We start from the raw sequence: 21,167 nt of genomic DNA on the forward strand, positions 1-21,167 counted from the left end.
AGAAAACACGGGCGCGGGCCGATCAGGCCCGCGCCCGTTTCATTTGGCGCATCCAGTGCCTCCGGAACGCGATCCGCCGCGCTCACGGACACAATCTTTCGGATTGCCTACAAAACGCGAAATGGGCGAGAGGCAGGTGTTCAGCCTCGCGCGGCGATCGCCTTCAGCGCATGCGCGGCAGCCGCGAACCCGAAGCTCGCCGTCACGCACACGCTCGAGCCGAACCCCGCGCAGTTGAGCCCGGCCGGGCCGCCCGAGGCGGGGCCGGCCGCGGCCTCGTCGTCGATCTCGCAGGCGGCGGCCTCCGGGTAGATCAGCGGTTCGTCCGAATAGACGGCGCTGACCTTGAACTTAGCCTTCGGCCCGCGCGGGAAGCCGTGCTGCTTGCGCAATTGCGCGCGCACCTTGGAGAGCAGCGGATCCTGGATCGTCAGCGCCAGGTCGTCGATGCGGATGCGGGTCGGATCGAGCTGGCCGCCCGCGCCGCCCACCGTCACCAGCGGGATGCCGCGCGCCACGCACCAGGCGATCAGGGCGACCTTGGTGCGCACGCTGTCGATCGCATCGATCACGAAGTCGAAACCGCCGCCGAGCAGGGCCTCGAAATTGTCGGGCTCGGCGAACTCCTCCACGCAATGCACGCGGCAGGCCGGATCGATCAGCGCGATGCGCTCGGCCATCGCCTCGACCTTGGCCTTGCCGTAGTTGCCGTCCAGCGCGTGCAACTGCCGGTTGGTGTTGCTCTCGGCGACATTGTCGAGATCGATCAGCACGAGCTGCCCGATCGCGCTGCGCGCCAGCGCCTCGACGCTCCACGAGCCCACCCCGCCGATGCCGATCACCGCCACGTGGGCACGCTCGAAGGCCGCCAGCGCGGCCGGGCCATAGAGGCGCGCCACCCCGCCGAAGCGCCGCGAGCGGTCGGCTGCGTCAAGCTGATTCGACGGGCTCGGGGTAAGATCGTGAGGCGTTGCGACGGCGTCGATGCGGGACATGCGTAGGTAAGCGAAATGAAAGCGGAACAGCCGCGAAGCGCCTATTTTGCCTGATCGTCGCAATGCCGGTCGGCCGCGACACCACAACGCAGGATTTTGTTTCCTTGGCTATACTGGCCCCAGATTGAAGCGTTCGCATAAGAAATGACCTCTCTCGCCGATCTCCGCATCAACTACTCGCGCGCCTCGCTCGACGAGGCCGACGTCGCATCCGATCCCATCCGTCAATTCGACAAATGGTTCAAGGAGGCGCTCGACGCGCAACTGCCCGAACCGAACACCATGACGCTGGCCACGGTCGACGCCGAGGGCCGCCCCTCGGCGCGCATCGTGCTGATCAAGGGCGTGGACGAGCGCGGCTTCGTGTTCTTCACCAACTACGAGAGCCGCAAGGGCCGCGAGATCGCGCACAACCCCCATGCCGCGCTGCTGTTCTACTGGATCGAGCTCGAGCGCCAGGTGCGCATCGAGGGCCGCATCGAGAAAACCAGCGCAGCCGAATCCGACAGCTATTTCGCCTCGCGCCCGGTGGGCTCGCGCATCGGCGCCTGGGCCTCGGAGCAGAGCACGGTGATCGCCGACCGCGAGGTGCTGGAGGCGCGCGAACGCGACTTCGCCGCGCGCTACGGCGAGAACCCGCCGCGCCCGCCGCACTGGGGCGGCTACCGGCTGGTGCCGGAGGCGATCGAGTTCTGGCAAGGCCGGCCCTCGCGGCTGCACGATCGCCTGCGCTACCTGCGCAACGCGGCTGGCGCCTGGACCATCGAGCGGCTCTCGCCCTGACCTGATTCGCGCCGCGTGAGCAACCCACGGCGCAGCTCGTGTTTCGATTTGCATGTCGGCCCGCCGCCTCGACGCGGCGGGTCAGTACGAAGACTTGGCTGTATTCGTTTCAACGGACAACGGAGAATCCTCATGTTCTGGGAAAAGAAGCTGGCACAGTGGGCGGACGAAGTACGGGAAAAGGCGAACCTTCCGGCGCGCCTGGTGCTGTGGAATGGCGACCAGCACGATTTCGGCAACTTCAGCGCGCCGGCGGTGACGCTGAAGGTCAACAACGCCTCGGCCCTGCCGCTGTTGCTCGACCCGAGCCTCGACAATCTCGGCGAGGCCTATGTGAAGGGCAAGATCGATATCGAGGGGCGCCTGCCGGACATCATCGACATCGGCTACTCGCTGGCGCGCAGCACCGTCACCAATGCGAGCAAGCTGGCGCGCGTCACGCGCTACTTCACCCACACCAAGAATTCGGACAAGAAGGCGATCCAGTATCACTACGACGTCTCGAACGATTTCTACCGGCTGTGGCTGGACGAGAACATGGTCTATTCCTGCGCCTACTTCGAGAACGGCGACGAGGACCTGGCCACCGCCCAGATCAAGAAGATCGACCACATCCTGACCAAGATCCAGCTGCAGCCGGGCCAGCGCCTGCTCGACATCGGCTGCGGCTGGGGCGCGCTGGTGCTGCGCGCGGCGCAGAAGTTCGGCGCGCACTGCGTTGGCGTGACGCTCTCGCAGAACCAGTTCGACCTCGCCACCGAGCGCGTGCGCCGCGCCGGCCTCGAGAACCAGATCGAGATTCGCCTGCAGGATTACCGCGACGTGGAAGGCCAGTTCGACCGCATCACCAGCGTCGGCATGTTCGAGCACGTCGGCCGCAAGAACCTGCCGGGCTACTTCACCAAGGTGCGCGAGCTGCTGGCCGACGACGGCGTGGCGATGAACCACGGCATCACCTCCTCGGACGCGGACAGCGGCGAGACCTCGCTGGGCGGCGGCGAATTCATCGATCGCTACGTGTTCCCGGACGGCGAGCTGCCGCACGTGAGCCTGGCGATCGAGGCGGCGCAGCGCGGCGGCCTGGAGGTGGTTGACGCCGAGAGCCTGCGTCGGCACTATGCGCGCACGCTGGACATCTGGACCGAGAACTTCGAAGCCAAGGCCGACCAGGCCCGCCAGCTCGTCGACGACGAGAAGTTCCGGATCTGGCGCGTCTATCTCGCGGGCTGCGCCTATGCGTTCGAGAACGACGACGTGTCGATCTACCAGCTCGTCTGCCGCAAGGCCGGCCGCAGCGCGAAAACGCTGCCCTGGTCGCGGCGCTACATGTACGAGAACCCGCTGCCGCGCTGACGGCAGCCTCAAGCGAACGGCCATGCATGGGTGAAGGCAGCACGCGGCGCGATGCCGCGCGAACCACGACGCAGGACGACGCGCCGCCGCGCGAGGCCGGACAGTTCGACCTGTTCGGCGAGCCCTTGCCCGATGCCGGCCAGCCGAGCGCCGGCGCGCCCTCGCGCGCGCCGCGCGGCAGCCGGCGCGGTGCCGCCGACACGGCGCCGCGCCCGGCCGACGATCCCGCCGCCGCGGCGGCTGCCCCGGCTTCCGTGGCATCCCCTGATGCGGACGACGCAGGCGCGGAAACCGAAACCCGGCAGGACGATTCCCCTTCACACCCCGGCACCGCCGATTCGCGCCTGGCACCGGCCATGAACTCGCTGTTCGGCGACGAGGAACTACCGCCGCCGACCATCGACGCCAATCTCGACGCCGATGCCGCCATCGCGGCCGGCGGCTCGCCCGATGGCAAGCCCGCCGCGCCACGCCGCTCGCGCAAGCGCGGCGTCACCGCCGCCGCGATCGACGAGGCGGTGGCCGCCACCGCCGCGGCCCTGCCGCCCGGCGTGCATCTCGGCACCTCGACCTGGTCGTTCCCGGGCTGGAACGGCATCGTCTACGGCGAGGACTACTCGGCGCAGAAGCTCTCGCGCGACGGCCTCGAAGCCTATGGCGCGCATCCGCTGCTCAAGAGCGTCAGCATCGACCGCTCCTTCTACGCGCCGCTCTCGATGGCCGAGTACCTGCGTTACGCGCAGCAGGTGCCCGAGGATTTCCGCTTCGTGATCAAGGCGCCCGCCTCGGTCACCGACGCGGTGGTGCGCGGCTCGCGCGGCGAGCCGGCCGGCCCGAACCCGGCCTTCCTCGACGCGCGCATCGCCACCGACGACTTCGTGCGCCCCTGCCTGGACGGCCTGGGCCGCAAGGCCGGCGCGCTGGTGTTCCAGTTCTCGCCGCTGCCCGACCAATTGCTGGCCGACCCGGCCGGGCTGATCGAGCGCCTGGCGGCCTTCTTCGCCGCCCTGCCGCCGCTGCCGGCCGAGCCCGACGGGCCGCGCTACGCGATCGAGATCCGCGACGGCGCGCTGCTCACGCCGCGCTTCATCCGCATGCTGGCGAGCGCCGGCGTGCGCTACTGCGTCGGCCTGCATGCGCGGATGCCCGACCCCTTGCGCCAGGCTGCCGCGCTCGCGCTGCTCGACGGCGACACGCCCGGGCCGCTGGTGGTGCGCTGGAGCCTGCACGGCGGCTTCAAGTACGAGCAGGCCAAGGCCAAGTACGATCCGTTCGACAAGCTGGTCGACGAGGATCCGAACACGCGCCACGCACTGGCCGACCTGGCCGCGCGCTACGTGCTGGCCGGCCAGCCGGTGCTGATCACCATCAACAACAAGGCCGAGGGCTCGGCGCCGCTGTCCTGCATCGAGCTGGCGCGGGCGATCGGCGCGGCCGTCGAGCGGCTGCGCTCAGACGCAGCCTGAACCGCCCGCCCCTCGCCTCCCGTCGCGCCATGAAAAAACGGCGGCACCCCGATCGAGGTGCCGCCGTTCCGTTGCGTGCCGCACTCAACCGCGATTCGACTTCAGCCGATGCGCGAACTTCTGGCGGAATTTCGCGATCTTCGGGCCGATCACCGCCGCGCAATAACCCTGCTGCGGATTGCGCGCGAAATAGTTCTGGTGATACTCCTCGGCCGGCCAGTAGTTGCCGTCCAGCAGCTCGACCTTGGTGACGATCGGCGCGCCGAAGATATGCTCGCGCTCGAGCGTGGCGATCACCTCCAGCGCGGCCTCGCGCTGCGCATCCGACTCGGCGAACACCACCGAGCGGTACTGGGTGCCGACGTCGGCGCCCTGGCGGTTCAGCTGGGTCGGATCGTGCGTGGCGAAGAAGATCTCGAGCACCTCGCGATAGCTGATGCGCGCCGGGTCGTAGCTGACCTTCACCACCTCGGCGTGGCCGGTATCGCCGTCGCAGACCTCGCGATAGCCCGGGTTGCGCGTGTGGCCGCCCGCATAACCCGATTCGACCGCGAGCACGCCCTCGACATCGAGAAACACCGCCTCGGTGCACCAGAAACACCCGCCGCCGAACACGGCGACTTCCTGCACTGCCTGATTCATGTTCGCTCCTGACAGAGGACCCGGCCGGGGTTCGGCCGGATCGTTTCGGGCCGCCGGGTCGCGGCAGCCATCGATTCCGTTAAAATCGGGACAAATTTCCCGATTTCCAGATGACCTCTTCCAACCTGTTTCGCCGCCGCGCGGGCGCCGCGCCGAGGGCCGTGCCGCGATGACGATCCGCGCCACCCCGCCCGACTTCGACGCCGCCGCGTTCCGGCAGGCGCTCGGCCAGTTCGCCACCGGCGTGACCGTGATCACCACGCGCGCGCCGCACGGCCAGCTGATCGGCATCACCGCGAGTTCCTTCAATTCGGTCTCGCTGGCGCCGCCGCTGGTGCTCTGGAGCCTGGCGACGCGCTCGGCCTCGCTGCCGGTATTCCGCGGCAACAGCCATTATGTGATCAATGTGCTGGCCGCGTCGCAGCTCGATCTCTGCAAGCGCTTCGCGACCGCCAAGGGCGACCGCTTCGAGGGGGTCTCGCACGCCGCCGGCCAATCCGGCATGCCGGTGCTCGACGGCGCGCTGGCCTGGTTCGAGTGCCATAACCGCAGCCGCTACGACGAGGGCGACCACGTGATCTTCGTCGGCGAGGTGGAACGCTGCGGCCTGCATCCCGAAGCCGGTTCGCTCGCGCCGCTGGTGTTCCACGGCGGCGCGTTCCACGGACTCAATCCGCTCTGACCGCCCCGGTGCGGGCCAGCGAGACGGGCGGGCCCGCCTCATCCTTGAGCGTCTGCAGGACGATGTTGGAACGGATATCCATCACGCCCGGCGCCTTGTAGAGGTGATTGAGCACGAATTCCGAATAGTGCTTGAGATTGTGGGCCAGCACGCGCAGCAGATAATGCGTCTCGCCCGTCACCACGAAGGCCGATACCACCTCCGGCCATTCCTTCAGCGCCTCGGCGAAGCGCTCGTGCCATTGCTCCTGGTCGTTGCGCATCGACACCTGCACGAAAGCCTCCAGCTCGAAGCCGAGCTTTTCGCGGCTCAGACAGGCGCGATAGCACTCGATCACGCCCTGCTCCTCCAGCAGGCGCATCCGCCTCAGGCAGGCGGACGGCGACAAGGAGATGCGCTCGGCCAGGTCGAGGTTGCTGATCCGGCCCTCCTGCTGCAATACGGCGAGAATACGGCAATCAGTAGCGTCGAGCGAGATTGCATGCATTTCTGGTCCCCGTTTTAGCTATCGTTCAAATTATCTGCGATATTTGCCGAATGTCCATGTTTATTTCGCAAGCACTGTGCGGCGCCGATTACCTATCATTCCCGCTATGGAGACTTGATGAAAAACCATGGAAACGCTCTGGGATATTTCGCCGGCCATCTCCCCCGCCACGCCCGTCTGGCCCGGTGATACCGAGGTCGCGGTCGAGCGCGTGTGGCGCATGGAGGCCGGCTCGCCGGTCAATGTCGCGCGGCTGACGCTCTCGCCGCATACCGGCGCGCACGCCGACGCGCCCCTGCATTACGACGCCGAAGGCGCGCCGATCGGCGCGGTGCCGCTCGATGCCTACCTCGGCGCCTGCCGCGTGATCGACTGCCTGGGCGCCGCGCCCGCGGTGGCGCCCGCGCGGATCGCCGCCGCCTTGGCGGGCTGCCCGCCGCGCGTGCTGCTGCGCACTTACGCGAACGCACCGCAACAAGCCTGGGACAACGCCTTCTGCGCGGTCGAGGCGGCCACCATCGACCTGCTGGCCGCGCACGGCGTGCGCCTGATCGGCATCGACACACCCTCGCTGGACCCACAGGAATCGAAGACCATGGACGCGCACCGCCGCGTGCGCGCGCACGGCATGGCGATCCTGGAAGGCCTGGTGCTGGATGCCGTGCCGGCCGGCGACTACGAGTTGATCGCGCTGCCGCTCAAGTTCGCGACGCTCGATGCGAGCCCGGTGCGCGCGGTACTGCGCGCGCTGCCCGCCGATCGCGCGACGCCCTGAATTCCCCGATCCGACTTTCCGGCGCGCGGCTGCCGCTCGCGCCTCCCCCACTCACGAACCCAATCGATCCGCACCATGCAAACCCGTGAAGATGCGCTCGCCCTCGATCGCGACGACCCGCTCGCCCCGCTGCGCGAGCGTTTCGCCCTGCCCGACGACACCCTCTACCTCGACGGCAATTCGCTCGGCGCGCGCCCGAAGGCTTCGGCCGCGCGCGCCCAGGCGGTGATCGAGGCCGAATGGGGACGCGACCTGATCCGCAGCTGGAACACCGCCGGCTGGTTCGCGTTGCCGCGTCGCCTGGGCGACCGGCTCGCGCCGCTGATCGGCGCCGCCGAGGGCGAGGTGGTGATCACCGACACGATCTCGGTGAACCTGTTCAAGCTGCTCTCGGCGATGCTGCGCGAGCAGGCCAGACGCGCGCCCGAGCGCCGCGTGATCGTCTCGGAGCGCTCCAACTTCCCGTCCGACCTCTATATCGCGCAAGGGCTGATCGCCCAGCTCGATCGCGGTTACGAGTTGCGCCTGGTCGACGACGCGGCCGAGCTGGAAGCCGCGATCGACGCCGATTGCGCGGTCGCGATGATCACCCACGTCAACTACCGCAGCGGCTACATGCACGACATGGCCGCCCTCACGCGCCACGCGCAGCAGGCCGGCGCACTGATGCTGTGGGACCTGGCCCACTCGGCCGGCGCGGTGCCGGTCGACCTGAACGGCGCGGCGGCCGACGGCGCGGTCGGCTGCACCTACAAATACCTGAACGGCGGCCCCGGCTCGCCGGCCTTCACCTGGGTGCCGAAGCGCCACCAGGCCAGCTTCGAGCAGCCGCTGTCGGGCTGGTGGAGCCATCGCGCGCCGTTCGCGATGGAGCCCGGCTTCGCGCCCGATGCGAGCATCTCGCGCTTCCTGTGCGGCACCCAGCCGATCGTCTCGATGGCGATGGTCGAATGCGGGCTCGACATCTTCCACGAGACCGACATGGGCGCGATCCGCCGCAAGTCGCTGGCGCTGGCCGATGCCTTCATCACGCTGGTCGAGTCGCGCTGTGCCGGGCTCGAGCTGCGGCTGGTCACGCCGCGCGAGCCGGCACGGCGCGGCTCGCAGGTCAGCTTCGAGCATCCGCACGGCTACGAGGTGATGCGCGCGCTGATCGCGCGCGGCGTGGTGGGCGACTATCGCGAGCCGCGCATCCTGCGCTTCGGCTTCACGCCGCTCTACACGCGTTTCGTCGATATCTGGGATGCCGTCGAGGCGCTGCGTGAAGTGCTCGCCACCGAGGTCTGGCGGGCGCCCGAGTTCGCGGCCCGCACGGCGGTGACCTGAGCCGCCGCCCCCGCCGACGTGAGCGCCCCTGACCTGCCGGAGAGCATTGATCGTGAATCCTGACCATTCCAAGACCGACGGCGCCGAAGCGCCGCCGCGCTGCCCGTTCTCGGGCACGCCAGCCCCGGCCGCCGCCGGTGGCGAGGGCTGGCACGACGCCCAGCTCGATTTCTCGAAGTCGATGAGCTATGGCGACTACCTGTCGCTCGGCTCGATCCTGAAGGCCCAGCATCCGCTCTCGCCCGACCACAACGAGATGCTGTTCATCATCCAGCACCAGACCAGCGAACTGTGGATGAAGCTGGCGCTCTACGAGCTGCGCGCGGCGCTCGATTCGATCCGCCGCGATGCGCTGCCGCCTGCCTTCAAGATGCTGGCGCGCGTCTCGCGCATCCTCGAGCAACTGGTGCAGGCCTGGAACGTGCTGGCCACCATGACGCCATCGGAGTATTCGGCGATGCGCCCCTACCTGGGCGCTTCCTCGGGCTTCCAGTCTTATCAGTACCGACAGCTCGAATTCCTGCTCGGCAACAAGAACGAGCAGATGCTCAAGCCGCACGCGCATCGCCCGGATATCCTCGCCGAGGTGGAAGCCACGCTCGACGCGCCCTCGCTCTACGACGAGGTGGTGCGCCTGCTGGCGCGGCGCGGTTTCCCGATCGCGGCCGAGCGGCTCGCGCGCGACTGGCGCGCGCCGACCGCGCACGACGCCTCGGTCGAGGCGGCCTGGCTCGCCGTCTATCGCGATCCCGCCGCGCACTGGGAGCTCTACGAGATGGCCGAGGAACTGGTCGACCTCGAGGATGCGTTCCGGCAATGGCGCTTCCGGCATGTCACCACCGTCGAGCGCATCATCGGCTTCAAGCAGGGCACGGGCGGCACCAACGGCGCGCCCTATCTGCGCAAGATGCTAGATGTGGTGCTGTTCCCCGAGCTGTGGCACGTCCGCACCACGCTGTAGGCGGCAGGCGCGACGCAAGGCCGGCCCTCATCGCGACGGGCCGGCGATCCCTTCCCGACGAAACCGTTGCGCCCGCAACGGTTTCACATGGTCGCGCAGTACGGCCAGCGCGAGCGCCGCGATCATCATCGACACCACCAGCATTGCCAGATAACCGGCCTTCCCGCCCGCGCCGATCACCCAGGCGCCGGCGAAGGCGCTGAAGATCGCGCCGAGCCGGCCGACCATCAGCGCGCCGGCGGTGCCGGTGGCGCGCACCGGGGTGGCGTACAGGTGCGCGCAGAGCGCGTACATGGTGGCCTGCACCGCGTTGACGAACAATCCGTGCAGGCCGAGCCCGAGCAGCAACCAGCCGCGCTGGCTCGCGACATCGACACTGAACAAGGCGGCCGCGCTGGCCGCGCCGCCCAGCGCGCTCGATACCAGCGGCCAGCGCGAACCCCAGCGCGCGATCGCCAGCGCGCAGCCGAGCGCGCCGATCACGCCGCCCAGGTTGTAGGCGGTCAGGCCGCTGCCGGCCACGTCCACGCTCAGGCCCTGCGCGGCCAGCATCGCCGGCAACCAGCTGAAGGCGCTGTAGACGGCCAGCAGGGACATGAAGAACGCGCACCAGAGCGCGAGCGTGTCGCCGGCCAGGCCGTCGGCGAACAGCGCGCGAAAACCACGCCGCTCGGCGCCGATCCTCGCTGACGGCGCGCCGCCCACGATCCGCTGCTCGCGACCATCCGCGCCCGCGGCGGCGGCCGCGTGCCGCTCGACCGAATCGCTGAAGGCGGCATCGGCGGCCGCGGGCCGGCGCATGCGCGCCAGCAGACGTCCCAGTTCGGGCCAGCGCGCGCGATGGCGGGCGAGGTAGCGCGGCGATTCGGGCAGCGTCGCGAGCAGCACGACACCGAGCAGCAGCGGCAGCGCGCCGCCGGCGACGAACAAACCCCGCCAGCCCTGCACCGGCAGCACCGCATGCGCGAACAACCCCGCCAGCATGCCGCCGAGCGGCACGCAGACGATGGTGGCGGTCACCATCAGGGTGCGATGGCGCGCCGGCGTGAATTCGGCGGTCAAGGTGGTGGCGGTCGGCAGCGCGCCGCCGATGCCGAGGCCGGCCACGAAGCGCAGCGCGGCGAGACCGGCGATGTCCTGCGCCGCGCCGATCGCGCAAGTGGCCGCGCCGAACACGAACACGCTGAGGATCACGGCGCGCCGGCGGCCGAAACGATCGGCGAACGGGCCCGCGGCGGCGCTGCCCAGCCCCATGCCGACCAGGCCGGTGGCCACCGCCGGCACGAAGGCCTCGCGCGCCAGATGCCAGTCGCGGATCAGGGCCGGAATCGCGAAGCCGATCAACTGGCCGTCGAAACCGTCGAGCACGATCGACAACGCGGCCAGCAGCACGGCCAGGCCCTGCATCGGGCTGAACGGGCCGGCGTCGAGCGTCGTGCCGATATCGACGCCGCCCGCGGCCGCGGCCTGCCGCGCGCCGTTCATGCGCGGCCTCGATGCGGGTGACGCGCAACGATGTCGTGCGATGCGAAGCGGCGCGCCGGCGCCCTGGCGAATCGGCTCATGTCCTCACTCTCCTCGGATTCCGGCGCGCTCTGGCAAGCCGCTTGCCGGGACGGCCGCTTCGACGATCTTGCGGCCGGTTCATGGTGGTTTCGCCGCGCGTTGGCCGCCGATCGGCAGGGTCGATCGAGTGAGGCGATGCGTGCCGAACCAGCGGCGCGCCGCGCGAGCCCGCGCATCATAAGACGATTCACGCCGGCCCGGCGGCACGACCCGAAGCGCCGCGTTCAGGCCACCACGATCTCCAGCAGGCTCGGCCCGGGACCCGTCAGCGCGGCCTGCAAGGCCTCGCGCAGCAGCGCGGGATCCGCGACGCGCCGGCCCTCGCAACCGAAGCCGCGCGCGAGCGCGACGAAATCGAGCCCGGGCAGCGCGGTGCCCTGCACCGTCTCGCCGGCCGCGAAGCCGAACACGGGCGCGAATTCCTGCAGGGCCGCGTAACGGCCGTTGGCGAGGATCAGGAAGGCGATCGGCAGGCGACGCTGCGCGGCGCTCCACAGCGCCTGGATCGCATAGAGGCTGGAGCCGTCGCCGAGCAGCGCGATCACGCGGCGGCCCGGCTCGGCCAGCGCAATGCCGACCGCGGCCGGCATTGCGTAGCCGAGCCCGCCGCTGTCCATGGTGTAGAAGCTGTCGGGCCGCGTGAAGGGCAGGTGCCGCTGCATCGCGGGCCGCGAGCTGGGCGCTTCCTCGACCACGATATCGGCCGCCTCGCGCAGCTCGGCCAGCGTCTGCATCACGAATGCGACCGACATCGGGCCGCCGCTGCCGCTGCCCTCTCCACCACCGCCGGGCCCGACCCGCGCCGGCGCCTCGCGCGCGCCCGGCATCGCGCGCGCCGTCACGGCGGCCGGCACCGGCCGCGCCAGCAGCCCCGCCAGCGCGAGCCGCAGGTTGCCCACCAGCGCGTCGCCCACCGGCGTCCAGGCGGCCACGCCGGGATCGTCAACCAGTTGCCACAGCCGCGCGCCGTCCGGCAGGTGCGGCCCGAAACCCTCGACGTGATAGGTGAAGGCGGGCGCGCCGAGCGCCACCACCAGGTCGTGCCCCGCCAGGCGCTCGACGATGCGCTCGCGCATCGCCGGCAGGAAACCGGCGAACAGGCGGTGGTCCTCGGGGAACGCGCAGCGCCCGGAAACCGGCGCCGCGAACACGCGCGCGCGATGCCGCTAGGCCAGCGCGACGGTCTCGTCCCAGGCGCCGCCGCGAGCCAGCGCGGCACCCACCACCAGCGCCGGCCGCGCGCTGGCCTCCAGCGCCGCGCCGAGCCGCGCCAGCGCCTCCGGATCAGGCCCCTGCACCTGGCTCACCGCGCGCGGCGCCACCGGCTCGGCCGGCTGGTCCCAGTCGTCCACCGGCACCGACACGAACACCGGCCCGCGCGGCTCCTGCATCGCGATCCGCCAGGCGCGCGCGATCGCGGCGGGCACATCCTGCGCGCGGGCTGGCTCGACGCTCCATTTCACATAGGGCTGCGGCAGCTCGGCCGCGCGCTGCGCGCCAAGATAGGGATCGAGCGGCAGCAGCGAGCGCGCCTGCTGCCCCGCCGTGACGATCAGCGGCGTGTGGTTGCGAAAGGCCGTGAACAGGTTGCCCATCGCGTTGCCGAGCCCGGCGGCCGAATGCAGGTTGACCAGCGCCGCCCGGCCGCTCGCCTGCGCATAGCCGTCGGCCATCCCGACCACCACCGCCTCCTGCAGCCCGAGCACGTAGTCGAGATCGGCCGGGAAATCGCGAAACATCGGCAGCTCGGTCGAGCCGGGATTGCCGAACACCTTGTCGATGCCGAACTGGCGCAGCAGGTCGAGCACCGCGTCGCGCACCGTCATGGCGGCAGCGGCGGGATCGGATCGGGTATCGCTCATCGGCGCGCTCTCTCGCAATCGGGACCAGACGACAGTATCGAGACATCGCCCGCGCATCGGTACTGTCTTTTTCGGCAAGACCGCGCGCGCAGGCTCCGGCGGCATCGCCGCGGCCCGCGCACGACGCAGTGCAGCATCGAAATCCGCGCCATCCGCCTTGACTTTCCCCAGCCCGAATAAGATCATTCGCTCACAAAGCGAGCAAATGATCTTAACGAGGCCGTCTTCGGCCACAAGGAGACAAGGGATGAATCCTCCGCCGACCGTCGCGCCCGTGATCCTGCATATCGGCGCCGGTTCGTTCCACCGCGCCCATCAGGCCTGGTACCTGCATCGCGTCAATCAAGCCGCCGCGGCCGCGGGCGACACCGCCGGCCAATGGTCGCTGGTGGTCGCCAACATCCGCGACGACATGCGCGCCACCATGGACGCGCTGGCCGCCCAGCACGGCGCCTACACGCTCGAGACCGTCACGCCCGGCGGCGAACGCGCCTACGAGACGATCCGCTCGATCACGCGCGTGCTGCCCTGGTCGATCGACCTGAAGGCGCTGGTCGAGGCCGGCGCCGATCCGGCCTGCCGCATCGTGTCGTTCACGGTGACCGAGGGCGGCTACTACCTCGACGAACACAACCGGCTCGACGCCGGCAACCCCGACCTGGCCGCCGACCTGCAGGGCGCGCGCACCACCATCTACGGCGCGCTGGCCGCACTGCTGGCCGAACGGCAGGCGCGCGGCGCCGGGCCGCTGACGCTGCAAAGCTGCGACAACCTGCGCAGCAACGGCGCGCGCTTCGAGGCTGGCATGCGCGAGTTCCTGGAACGGCGCGGCCTGGCCGGGCTGCTGGCCTGGTTCGACGCCAACGTGTCCTGCCCGAGCGCGATGGTCGACCGCATCACGCCGCGCCCCACGCCGGACGTGGCCGAGCGCGTGAAAGCCGCCACCGGCGTGGACGACGCCTGCCCGGTGATGGGCGAATCCTTCATCCAGTGGGTGATCGAGGACCGCTTCGTGGCGGGCCGCCCGGCCTGGGAGCAGGCCGGCGCGGAGCTGGTGCAGGACGTGCATCCCTACGAGGAAGCGAAGATCCGCATCCTCAACGCCACCCACAGCTGCATCGCCTGGGCCGGCACGCTGGCGGGCCTGAGCTACATCCACGAAGGCACCCACGACGCGGCGATCCGCCAGCTCGCGCACGACTATGTCAGCGACGACGTGATCCCCTCGCTGAACCCGAGCCCGCTCGACCTGGCACGGTATCGCGACGTGGTGCTGGAGCGCTTCGGCAATCCCTACATCCTCGACACCAACCAGCGCGTGGCCGCCGACGGCTTCTCGAAGATCCCCGGCTTCATCGCGCCGACCCTGGCCGACTGCTTCGCGCGCGGCGCCGAGCCGGTCTCGACCGCCGTGCTGCCCGCCCTGTTCCTGCGCTTCCTGGAACGCTGGTCGCAGGGCCTGCTGCCCTACGAGTACCAGGACGGCGTAATGGACCCGGGCGTGGCGCGCGCGATCGTGGCGGCCGACGATCCGGTCGCCGCGCTGGCCGCCGAGCGCTCGCTGTGGGGCTCGCTGGCCGACGACGAACGGCTCGCGCGGGTGCTGCGCGCGGGGATGGCGCGCGTCGACGCCTGGTTCGCCTCGCGCTGACGCAGCGGCTGAGCTAGCGACCGAAATACCGGCCCGGCGCGGGCCCGGGCGCCATCGCGCCCCGCCCGTGCGGGTCATCCGGCATTGGCACGGCCCGCGCCGCGCGGCTACAGTAGCGACTCTCTGACGACGGACTGCTTCCGCCCATCATGTATCTCGGCATCGATCTCGGCACCTCGGAAGTCAAGGTGCTGCTGCTTTCCCCCGACGGCACGGTCGTCGGCACGGCGGGTACGCCATTCACCGTGTCGCGCCCACATCCGCGCTGGGCCGAACAACATCCCGAGGACTGGTGGCAGGGCACCCGCGAGGCGCTCGCGGCGCTGCGCGCCAGATATCCGGCCGAATACGCCCAGGTGCGCGGCATCGGCCTGTCGGGCCAGATGCACGGCGCCGTGCTGCTCGATCGCGAGGATCGCGTGCTGCGGCCCGCGATCCTCTGGAACGACATGCGCAGCGACGAGGAATGCTCGACGCTCACGCGCCGCGCACCCGAGCTGCACCGGCTGGCCGGCAACCTGGCGATGCCGGGCTTCACCGCGCCCAAGCTGATCTGGGTCGCCACGCACGAGCCGGAGGTGTTCGGCAAGATCGACTGCGTGCTGCTGCCCAAGGACTACCTGCGGCTGCGGCTGACCGGCAACCGCGTCTCCGATCCCTCGGACGCGGCCGGCACGCTGTGGCTGGACGTGGCGCGCCGCGACTGGTCGGGCAGCCTGCTCGAGGCGGGCGGCATGCGACGCGAGCAGATGCCGCGCATCGTCGAGGGCAACGCGCCCTCGGGCACCTTGCGCGCCGAGGCGGCACGCGAGCTGGGCCTGGCCGAAGGCATCGTGGTGGCGGGCGGCGGCGGCGACAACGCCACCAGCGCGCTCGGCATCGGCGCCACCCAGCCCGGCGACGGCTTCGTCTCGCTCGGCACCTCGGGCGTGCTGAGCATCGTCGGCGACCGTTTCATGCCCTATCCCGAATCGGCCCTGCATGCGTTCTGCCACGCGATCCCCGATCGCTGGCAGCAGATGAGCGTGGTGCTGTCCGCCGCGAGCTGCCTGCGCTGGGTCTGCAAGCTGACCTCGACCGACGAGCCGACCCTGATCGCCGAGGTCGAGGCGCTCGATCCGGCCGCGCTGGCCGTGGCGCCGATCTTCCTGCCCTATCTGTCCGGCGAGCGCACCCCGCACAACGACCCTTACGCGCAAGGCGTGTTCTACGGCATGACGCATGGCACCGACCGCGCGCGGCTCGGCTACGCGGTGCTGGAAGGCGTCACGCTGGCGCTGGCCGACGGCCACGACGCACTGGTGGCGGCCGGCTCCAGCGCGGCCTCGCTGGCGCTGATCGGCGGCGGCGCGCGCAGCGCCTACTGGGCGCAACTGGTGGCCGACGCGCTCGACGTGCGCACCCACCAGCTCGGCGGCGGCGCGACCGGCGCGGCGCTCGGCGCGGCGCGGCTCGGCTGGCTGGCCGATGGCGGCGACGCGTCGCAGGTGTTGACCAAGCCGCCGCTGTCGGCCGAATACGTGCCCGACGCGGCCCGTCACGCCTGGCTGCGCGAGCGCCTCGACACCTATCGCGCGCTGTATCGCCACGTGCGGCCGCTGTTCGAGCCCTCGCGACAGCGGCTTGCCTGACGCGCTTTGCGATACGATCCCTAACTTTCCAGCCAGACGCCCGCTCGACGAGCCCAGCCCACGTGCCCAAGTCCTCCGAAAAACTCGACCTCGCGACGCGCGCCGCCTGGCTCTACTACGTCGCCGGCGACACGCAGAACGAGATCGCCGAGAAGCTGCAGGTCTCGCGCCCGGTCGCGCAGCGGCTGGTGGCCTTCGCGGTCGAGAAGAACCTGATCCGGGTGCGCGTCGATCATCGCGTGGCCGACTGTCTCGACCTGGCCGCGCAGTTGTCGGAGCGCTACGGCCTGTCGCTCTGCGAGGTGGTGCCGATCGACGCCGACACGCCCGACGCGATCGACCGCAAGCTGGCGGTGGCCGGCGCCCAGGTGATGGAGCGCTACCTCAACGAGGAGCGGCCGATGGTGATCGCGGTCAGCAGCGGCCGGACCCTGAAGGCCGCGGTCGCGCAGATCGCGCAGATCGAGCGGCCCCAGCACCGGCTGGTGTCGATGGTCGGCGCGATCGCCCAGGACGGCTCGTCCAATCCCTACGACGTGGCCCAGCACATCTCGGAGAAGACCGGCGGCAAGCACTTCCTGCTGCCCGCGCCGCTGTTCGCCGACAACGTGGCCGAGCGCGCGCAGTGGTGCAACCACCGCCTGTACCGGATCGTCGAGCAGCTCACGGCCGATGCCGACGTGGCCTTCGTCGGGATCGGCAACGTCGGCCCGGACTGCCCGCTGTACGTGGACGGCTTCATCACCGCCGACGAACTGAACGAGATGATCGAATACGGCGCGGTAGCCGAGATGATCGGGCTGCCGATGGATGCGCGCGGCCGCAGCGTGGTCACGCCGTCCACCGCGCGCGTGACCAGCGTCTCGCTCGATGCGCCGCCGCGCCGGCCGACCATCGGCTTCGCGGGCGGCCCGCGCAAGCAGACGGCCGTGCTGGCGGCGCTGCGCGGCGGCTGGCTGTCGGGCATCGTCACCGACGAGAGCTGCGCGCGCGCCGCGCTGGCGGACTGAGGCGCGCGACGGCGGATCGAAAGGAATCGAAAGGATCGATGGCGCGAACATCGCGCAACCCGGGCGGCGGCACTTCGGTGCCGCCGTTTTCGTTTGGACGACGATCGAAACGCGGACGCGATTTCGCCGCCGAAAACGACAAGGCCGCGCGGGACTCGCGCGGCCTTGTCGTGTCGAGCGGGGCGGCGCTGGGCCGCCACCGCTTGCCGGCCCAGCCTCAGGCGGCCAGCGCCTGCGGCAGGCGGCGCTCGAAGGCACGGCCCTCGGCGTCGAACAGGTGGCAGTGCTCGGGCTGCGCATGCACGCGCAGCACCTCGCCCGGGCGATGCGTCTCGAGCGGCGGGATCCGCGCGATCATGCCGTCCGGCGCGATCTTCGATTCCGCGTACAGATACGCCGAGTCGCCCAGCGATTCCACCGCCATGGTGCGCACCGCCACGCCCTCGCCCTCGGCCGCGCCGACCTGGACGTGCTCGGGGCGGATCCCGACCGTCACCTTGTCGCCCACGCGCAGCGAACCGGTGCGCACCGCCACGCGCTGCGATTCGCCGCTCTCGAAGCGCACCGTCACTTCCTCGGGCGAAACGGCTTGCGCCACGCCTTCCAGGAAGTTCATCTTCGGCGAGCCGATGAAGCCGGCCACGAAGCGGTTGGCCGGCGCATGGTAGAGCGCGTTGGGCGAGCCGACCTGCTGCACGCTGCCATTCGAGAGCACCACGATCTTGTCGGCCAGCGTCATGGCTTCCACCTGATCATGCGTCACGTAGATCATGGTGGTCTTCAGCTCGTCGTGCAGGCGCGCGAACTCCAGGCGCATCTTCACGCGCAGCGCCGCGTCGAGGTTCGACAGCGGCTCGTCGAACAGGAACACCTTGGGCTTGCGCGTGATCGCGCGGCCGATCGCGACGCGCTGGCGCTGGCCGCCCGAGAGCTGCTTGGGCTTGCGGTCGAGCAGGTGGTCGATGTGCAGGATCCTGGCGGCATTGCGCACCGCCGCGTCGATCTCGGGCTTCTTCGCGCCGGCCAGCTTGAGGCCGAAGGCCATGTTGTCGTACAGCGTCATGTGCGGGTAGAGCGCATACGACTGGAACACCATCGCGATGCCGCGCTTGGCGCTGGGCGTCTCGTTGACGCGCACGCCGTCGATCAGCAGGTCGCCGCCCGAGATGTCCTCGAGCCCGGCGATCATCCGCATCAGCGTGGACTTGCCGCAGCCGCTGGGGCCGACGAACACCACGAACTCGCCGTCGGCGATGTCGAGGTTGACCTTGCTCAGCACTTCGTTGTCGTCGTAGCGCTTGCCGATATCGCGCAGAAGCACGCTTGCCATGATTTGTCTCCGCTGTCTTGCTGCTGTTCGTGACGGGCGACGCGCGCTCGACGGCGCGCGGCGGCCCGGCTCAGTTCATTGCGACTGCACGGTGCCGGTCGCGATCCATTGCGCGACCAGGCCCGGCAGCAGGTCCATGCGATCGAACACATGGCGCGCGCCGATCGCGCGCAATGCATCGACCTGCGACGGCGAGGCATGCCCGCCGCCGACGAAACCGATCACCGTCATGCCGGCCGCCGCGGCCGCGGTGATGCCGGTGGCGCTGTCCTCCACCACCAGGCAGTGCTCGGGCGCGAAGCCCAGCGTGTGCGCGGCGGCCAGGTAGACGTCGGGCGCCGGCTTGGGCCGCTCGACGCCGTCGGCGCAGAACAGGCGCTCGCCGAAATGGCGCTTCAGGCCGGTGCGGGTGAGCGCCGCTTCCACATAGGGGCGGTTGCTGTTGCTGGCGCAGGCGATCGGCAGCGGGATCGCGGCCAGCGCCGCGTCGATGCCGTCCACCGCCGGCGCCTGCACGGCGGCGCGCTCGACCGTGGCGCGGATCGTCTCGATCTCCTCGGCCGACAGCGTGTGCCCGGCCTGCGCGGCGGCGCCGGCCAGCACGCGCTCGGTGCGCAGGCCCAGCAGCGGCAGCACGATCGGCCGCACCTCGACGCCGGGCCAGCGCGCTTCCAGCTCGCGCACCAGCACGCCGGCGGCCACCGCCTCGCTGTCGATCAGCACGCCGTCGCAGTCGCAGATCAGCAGCCGGTCGCGTCCCTCGATGCCCGGCGCGCTCACTTGACGGCTCCAAAGGTGAGGCCGCGCACCAGTTGCTTCTGCGACAGCCAGCCGACGATCAGGATCGGCGCCACCGCCAGCAGCGAGGCGGCCGACAGCTTGGCCCAGAACAGGCCCTCGGGGCTCGAGTAGGAAGCGATGAACACCGTCAGCGGCGCCGCGTTGGAGCTGGTCAGGTTGATGCTCCAGAAGGCCTCGTTCCACGACAGGATCACCAGCAGCAGCGAGGTGGAGGCCAGGCCCGGCAGCGCCATCGGCATCAGCAGGTAGACGATCTCCTGCCAGGTGGTGGCGCCGTCGATGCGGCCCGCTTCCAGGATGTCGCGCGGGATCTCGGTGAAGTAGGTGAAGGTCATCCACACCGCGATCGGCAGGTTGATCAGGGTGTAGATGATCACCACGCCGCTCACCGTGTCGAGCAGCCCCGAGTTCTTCCAGAGCAGGTAGATCGGCACCAGCACGCCCACCGAGGGCATCATCTTGGTCGACAGCATCCAGAGCAGGACCTTCTGGGTGCGCCCGGTCGGGAAGAAGGCCATCGCGTAGGCGGCCGGCACCGCGAACAGCAGGCACACCACGGTCACGCCGACCGAGATCAGGATCGAGTTCCAGGCGAAGCCGAAGTAGTTGCTGCGCGCGAACACCTCGCGGAAGCTGTCGAGCGTGGGCGTGAAGATCAGCGACATCGAGTAGGCCTGCTGCTCGGTCTTGAAGGCGGTGATCGCCATCCAGAAGATCGGGAAGAACAGCAGCAGCGCGATCAGCCAGGCCAGCACGCCGGGAATCGCGCGCTTGAGCGCGTCGAGGCCGCCCGCGCTCTGTTTCAAGGACAGGTCGCTCATGCTTCGTACTCCCCCTTCAGGTTCTTCGCCAGCATGCGCACCAGGAAGAACGACACGATATTGGCCAGCACCACCGCCAGGATGCCGCCCGCCGAGGCGAGGCCGACGTCGAACTGCTGCAGGCCCAGCGAGTAGATCAGGTAGGACAGGTTGGTGGTCGCGTTGCCGGGACCGCCGCCGGTGGTCGTATAGATCTCGGCAAAGATCGACAGCAGGAAGATGGTTTCCATCATCACCACCACCGCGATCGCGCGCTTCAGGTGCGGCAGCGTGATGTAGAAGAACATCGCGATCGGGCCGGCGCCGTCGATGCGCGCGGCTTCCTTCTGCTCCTGGTCGAGCGACTGGATCGCGGTGAACAGGATCAGGAAGGCGAACGGCAGCCACTGCCAGGAGACGATCATGATCACCGCGGTCAGCGGGTAGTCGGCGAACCAGTCGATCGGGGTCAGGCCGAAGGCGCGCATCACGCCGGCCACCAGCCCGTAGACGGGGTTCAGGATCATGTTCTTCCAGATCAGCGCGGAGACGGTCGGCATCACGAAGAACGGCGCGATCGCCAGCAGGCGCGCGATGCCCTGGCCGTAGAACTTGCGGTCGAACAGCACCGCCATCAGCACGCCGCCGATCACGGTGATCGCCAGCACCGCCACGATCAGCACCAGCGTGTGCCAGATCGCCGGCAGGAAGGACGGATCGGTGGCGAGGTAATGGTAGTTGTCCAGGCCCGCGAAACCCTTTTCATCGGGGTTCAGCAGGTTGTAGCGCGTGAACGAATACCAGATCGTCATCGCGAGCGGGATCGACATCCACAGCAGCAGCACGGCCACCGAAGGTGTGACGAGCCAGCGGGCGGGCTTGCCGCGCGCGGAGGCGGCGGAGGCGGGAGACGAATCGGTCATGGGCGCCGTGTGATGTAGGGGAAGACGTAGGTGACGCATGCTCGGACCCTCTTGAATCTCGCGCGAGGCGCCGAACCAGCGGCACCCGCGCCGAAGCATCGCGATCCGGCCGGCCCGGATCGC

At 69.9% G+C, this 21,167-nt stretch carries 18 protein-coding genes and 1 pseudogene; 10 read left to right on the forward strand and 9 right to left on the reverse strand.

Going from position 1 to position 21,167, the window contains the following annotated elements; all coding sequences use genetic code 11:
* Positions 1 to 140: 140 nt before the first annotated feature.
* Entirely contained in the window at positions 141 to 995 is an 855-nt protein-coding gene (gene tcdA, locus BM43_RS20630; protein WP_042285729.1) for a tRNA cyclic N6-threonylcarbamoyladenosine(37) synthase TcdA, read from the reverse strand.
* Positions 996 to 1,139: 144 nt separating this feature from the next.
* On the opposite strand from tcdA, the gene pdxH reads away from it, so the two are divergent.
* The 3 genes from pdxH to BM43_RS20645 all read left to right on the forward strand — a co-directional run bounded on the left by pdxH (position 1,140) and on the right by BM43_RS20645 (position 4,597).
* Entirely contained in the window at positions 1,140 to 1,778 is a 639-nt protein-coding gene (pdxH, locus tag BM43_RS20635) for a pyridoxamine 5'-phosphate oxidase (protein ID WP_013699200.1), read from the forward strand.
* Positions 1,779 to 1,910: 132 nt separating this feature from the next.
* Positions 1,911 to 3,131 (forward strand): SAM-dependent methyltransferase, encoded by a 1,221-nt coding sequence (locus BM43_RS20640; protein ID WP_017920714.1) that lies wholly within the window; start codon positions 1,911 to 1,913, stop codon positions 3,129 to 3,131.
* A gap of 26 nt (positions 3,132 to 3,157) precedes the next feature.
* The gene (locus tag BM43_RS20645; RefSeq protein ID WP_036049412.1) at positions 3,158 to 4,597 is read left to right on the forward strand and encodes a DUF72 domain-containing protein; all 1,440 of its coding nucleotides are present in this window, start codon (positions 3,158 to 3,160) and stop codon (positions 4,595 to 4,597) included.
* A gap of 84 nt (positions 4,598 to 4,681) precedes the next feature.
* Here BM43_RS20645 and msrA read toward each other — a convergent pair whose 3' ends face one another.
* Entirely contained in the window at positions 4,682 to 5,239 is a 558-nt protein-coding gene (gene msrA, locus BM43_RS20650) for a peptide-methionine (S)-S-oxide reductase MsrA (protein WP_036038413.1), read from the reverse strand.
* A 169-nt stretch (positions 5,240 to 5,408) separates the two neighbouring features.
* Between msrA and BM43_RS20655 the strand changes: the two genes are divergently transcribed.
* Positions 5,409 to 5,921: a flavin reductase family protein gene (locus tag BM43_RS20655; protein ID WP_013699204.1), complete on the forward strand. Its 513-nt coding sequence runs from the start codon at positions 5,409 to 5,411 to the stop codon at positions 5,919 to 5,921.
* Here the strand turns inward: BM43_RS20655 and BM43_RS20660 are convergent.
* Positions 5,908 to 6,408, reverse strand: coding sequence for an Lrp/AsnC family transcriptional regulator (locus tag BM43_RS20660; protein WP_013699205.1), 501 nt, complete (start codon positions 6,406 to 6,408; stop codon positions 5,908 to 5,910). The genes BM43_RS20655 and BM43_RS20660 overlap by 14 nt on opposite strands.
* 127 nt (positions 6,409 to 6,535) lie before the next feature.
* On the opposite strand from BM43_RS20660, the gene kynB reads away from it, so the two are divergent.
* The 3 genes from kynB to kynA all read left to right on the forward strand — a co-directional run bounded on the left by kynB (position 6,536) and on the right by kynA (position 9,470).
* On the forward strand, positions 6,536 to 7,183 hold the full coding sequence (gene kynB, locus BM43_RS20665) for an arylformamidase (RefSeq protein WP_036049410.1): 648 nt from the start codon (positions 6,536 to 6,538) through the stop codon (positions 7,181 to 7,183).
* A gap of 75 nt (positions 7,184 to 7,258) precedes the next feature.
* Positions 7,259 to 8,509, forward strand: coding sequence for a kynureninase (kynU, locus tag BM43_RS20670; RefSeq protein ID WP_036049408.1), 1,251 nt, complete (start codon positions 7,259 to 7,261; stop codon positions 8,507 to 8,509).
* A gap of 46 nt (positions 8,510 to 8,555) precedes the next feature.
* Positions 8,556 to 9,470: a tryptophan 2,3-dioxygenase gene (gene kynA / locus BM43_RS20675; protein WP_036049406.1), complete on the forward strand. Its 915-nt coding sequence runs from the start codon at positions 8,556 to 8,558 to the stop codon at positions 9,468 to 9,470.
* A 27-nt stretch (positions 9,471 to 9,497) separates the two neighbouring features.
* Here the strand turns inward: kynA and BM43_RS20680 are convergent, their stop codons facing one another.
* Both BM43_RS20680 and mdlC read right to left on the reverse strand, forming a co-directional pair.
* Complete coding sequence (locus BM43_RS20680; RefSeq protein ID WP_036049403.1) at positions 9,498 to 10,955, reverse strand: MFS transporter; 1,458 nt, start codon at positions 10,953 to 10,955, stop codon at positions 9,498 to 9,500.
* Between the two features lie 305 nt (positions 10,956 to 11,260).
* Positions 11,261 to 12,898: pseudogene (gene mdlC, locus BM43_RS20685) on the reverse strand (benzoylformate decarboxylase).
* A 247-nt stretch (positions 12,899 to 13,145) separates the two neighbouring features.
* Here mdlC and dalD point away from each other — a divergent pair.
* The 3 genes from dalD (at position 13,146) to BM43_RS20700 (ending at position 17,190) form a co-directional block, all read left to right on the forward strand.
* Positions 13,146 to 14,549 (forward strand): D-arabinitol 4-dehydrogenase, encoded by a 1,404-nt coding sequence (gene dalD, locus BM43_RS20690; RefSeq protein ID WP_036049397.1) that lies wholly within the window; start codon positions 13,146 to 13,148, stop codon positions 14,547 to 14,549.
* A gap of 149 nt (positions 14,550 to 14,698) precedes the next feature.
* Positions 14,699 to 16,180 carry a xylulokinase gene (gene xylB, locus BM43_RS20695; protein ID WP_036049394.1) on the forward strand — a complete coding sequence of 494 codons (1,482 nt, stop codon included), beginning with the start codon at positions 14,699 to 14,701 and terminating at the stop codon, positions 16,178 to 16,180.
* 62 nt (positions 16,181 to 16,242) lie between these two features.
* A complete protein-coding gene (locus BM43_RS20700; RefSeq protein WP_036038397.1) occupies positions 16,243 to 17,190 on the forward strand; it encodes a sugar-binding transcriptional regulator in 948 nt (315 codons plus the stop codon).
* Between the two features lie 217 nt (positions 17,191 to 17,407).
* On the opposite strand, the gene BM43_RS20705 is transcribed toward BM43_RS20700, so the two are convergent.
* The 4 genes from BM43_RS20705 to BM43_RS20720 form a co-directional block, all read right to left on the reverse strand.
* On the reverse strand, positions 17,408 to 18,520 hold the full coding sequence (locus BM43_RS20705; RefSeq protein ID WP_036049392.1) for an ABC transporter ATP-binding protein: 1,113 nt from the start codon (positions 18,518 to 18,520) through the stop codon (positions 17,408 to 17,410).
* Between the two features lie 75 nt (positions 18,521 to 18,595).
* Positions 18,596 to 19,300 carry an HAD family hydrolase gene (locus tag BM43_RS20710; protein ID WP_036049389.1) on the reverse strand — a complete coding sequence of 235 codons (705 nt, stop codon included), beginning with the start codon at positions 19,298 to 19,300 and terminating at the stop codon, positions 18,596 to 18,598.
* The gene (locus BM43_RS20715; protein ID WP_036049387.1) at positions 19,297 to 20,142 is read right to left on the reverse strand and encodes a carbohydrate ABC transporter permease; all 846 of its coding nucleotides are present in this window, start codon (positions 20,140 to 20,142) and stop codon (positions 19,297 to 19,299) included. Before BM43_RS20715 ends, BM43_RS20710 begins: the two co-directional genes overlap by 4 nt.
* Positions 20,139 to 21,083, reverse strand: coding sequence for a carbohydrate ABC transporter permease (locus BM43_RS20720; RefSeq protein WP_036038560.1), 945 nt, complete (start codon positions 21,081 to 21,083; stop codon positions 20,139 to 20,141). The genes BM43_RS20715 and BM43_RS20720 overlap by 4 nt, the downstream gene beginning before the upstream one ends.
* Between the last annotated feature and the right edge of the window lie 84 nt (positions 21,084 to 21,167).

Source organism: Burkholderia gladioli (genome assembly GCF_000959725.1).
Classification (GTDB): Bacteria; Pseudomonadota; Gammaproteobacteria; order Burkholderiales; family Burkholderiaceae; genus Burkholderia; species Burkholderia gladioli.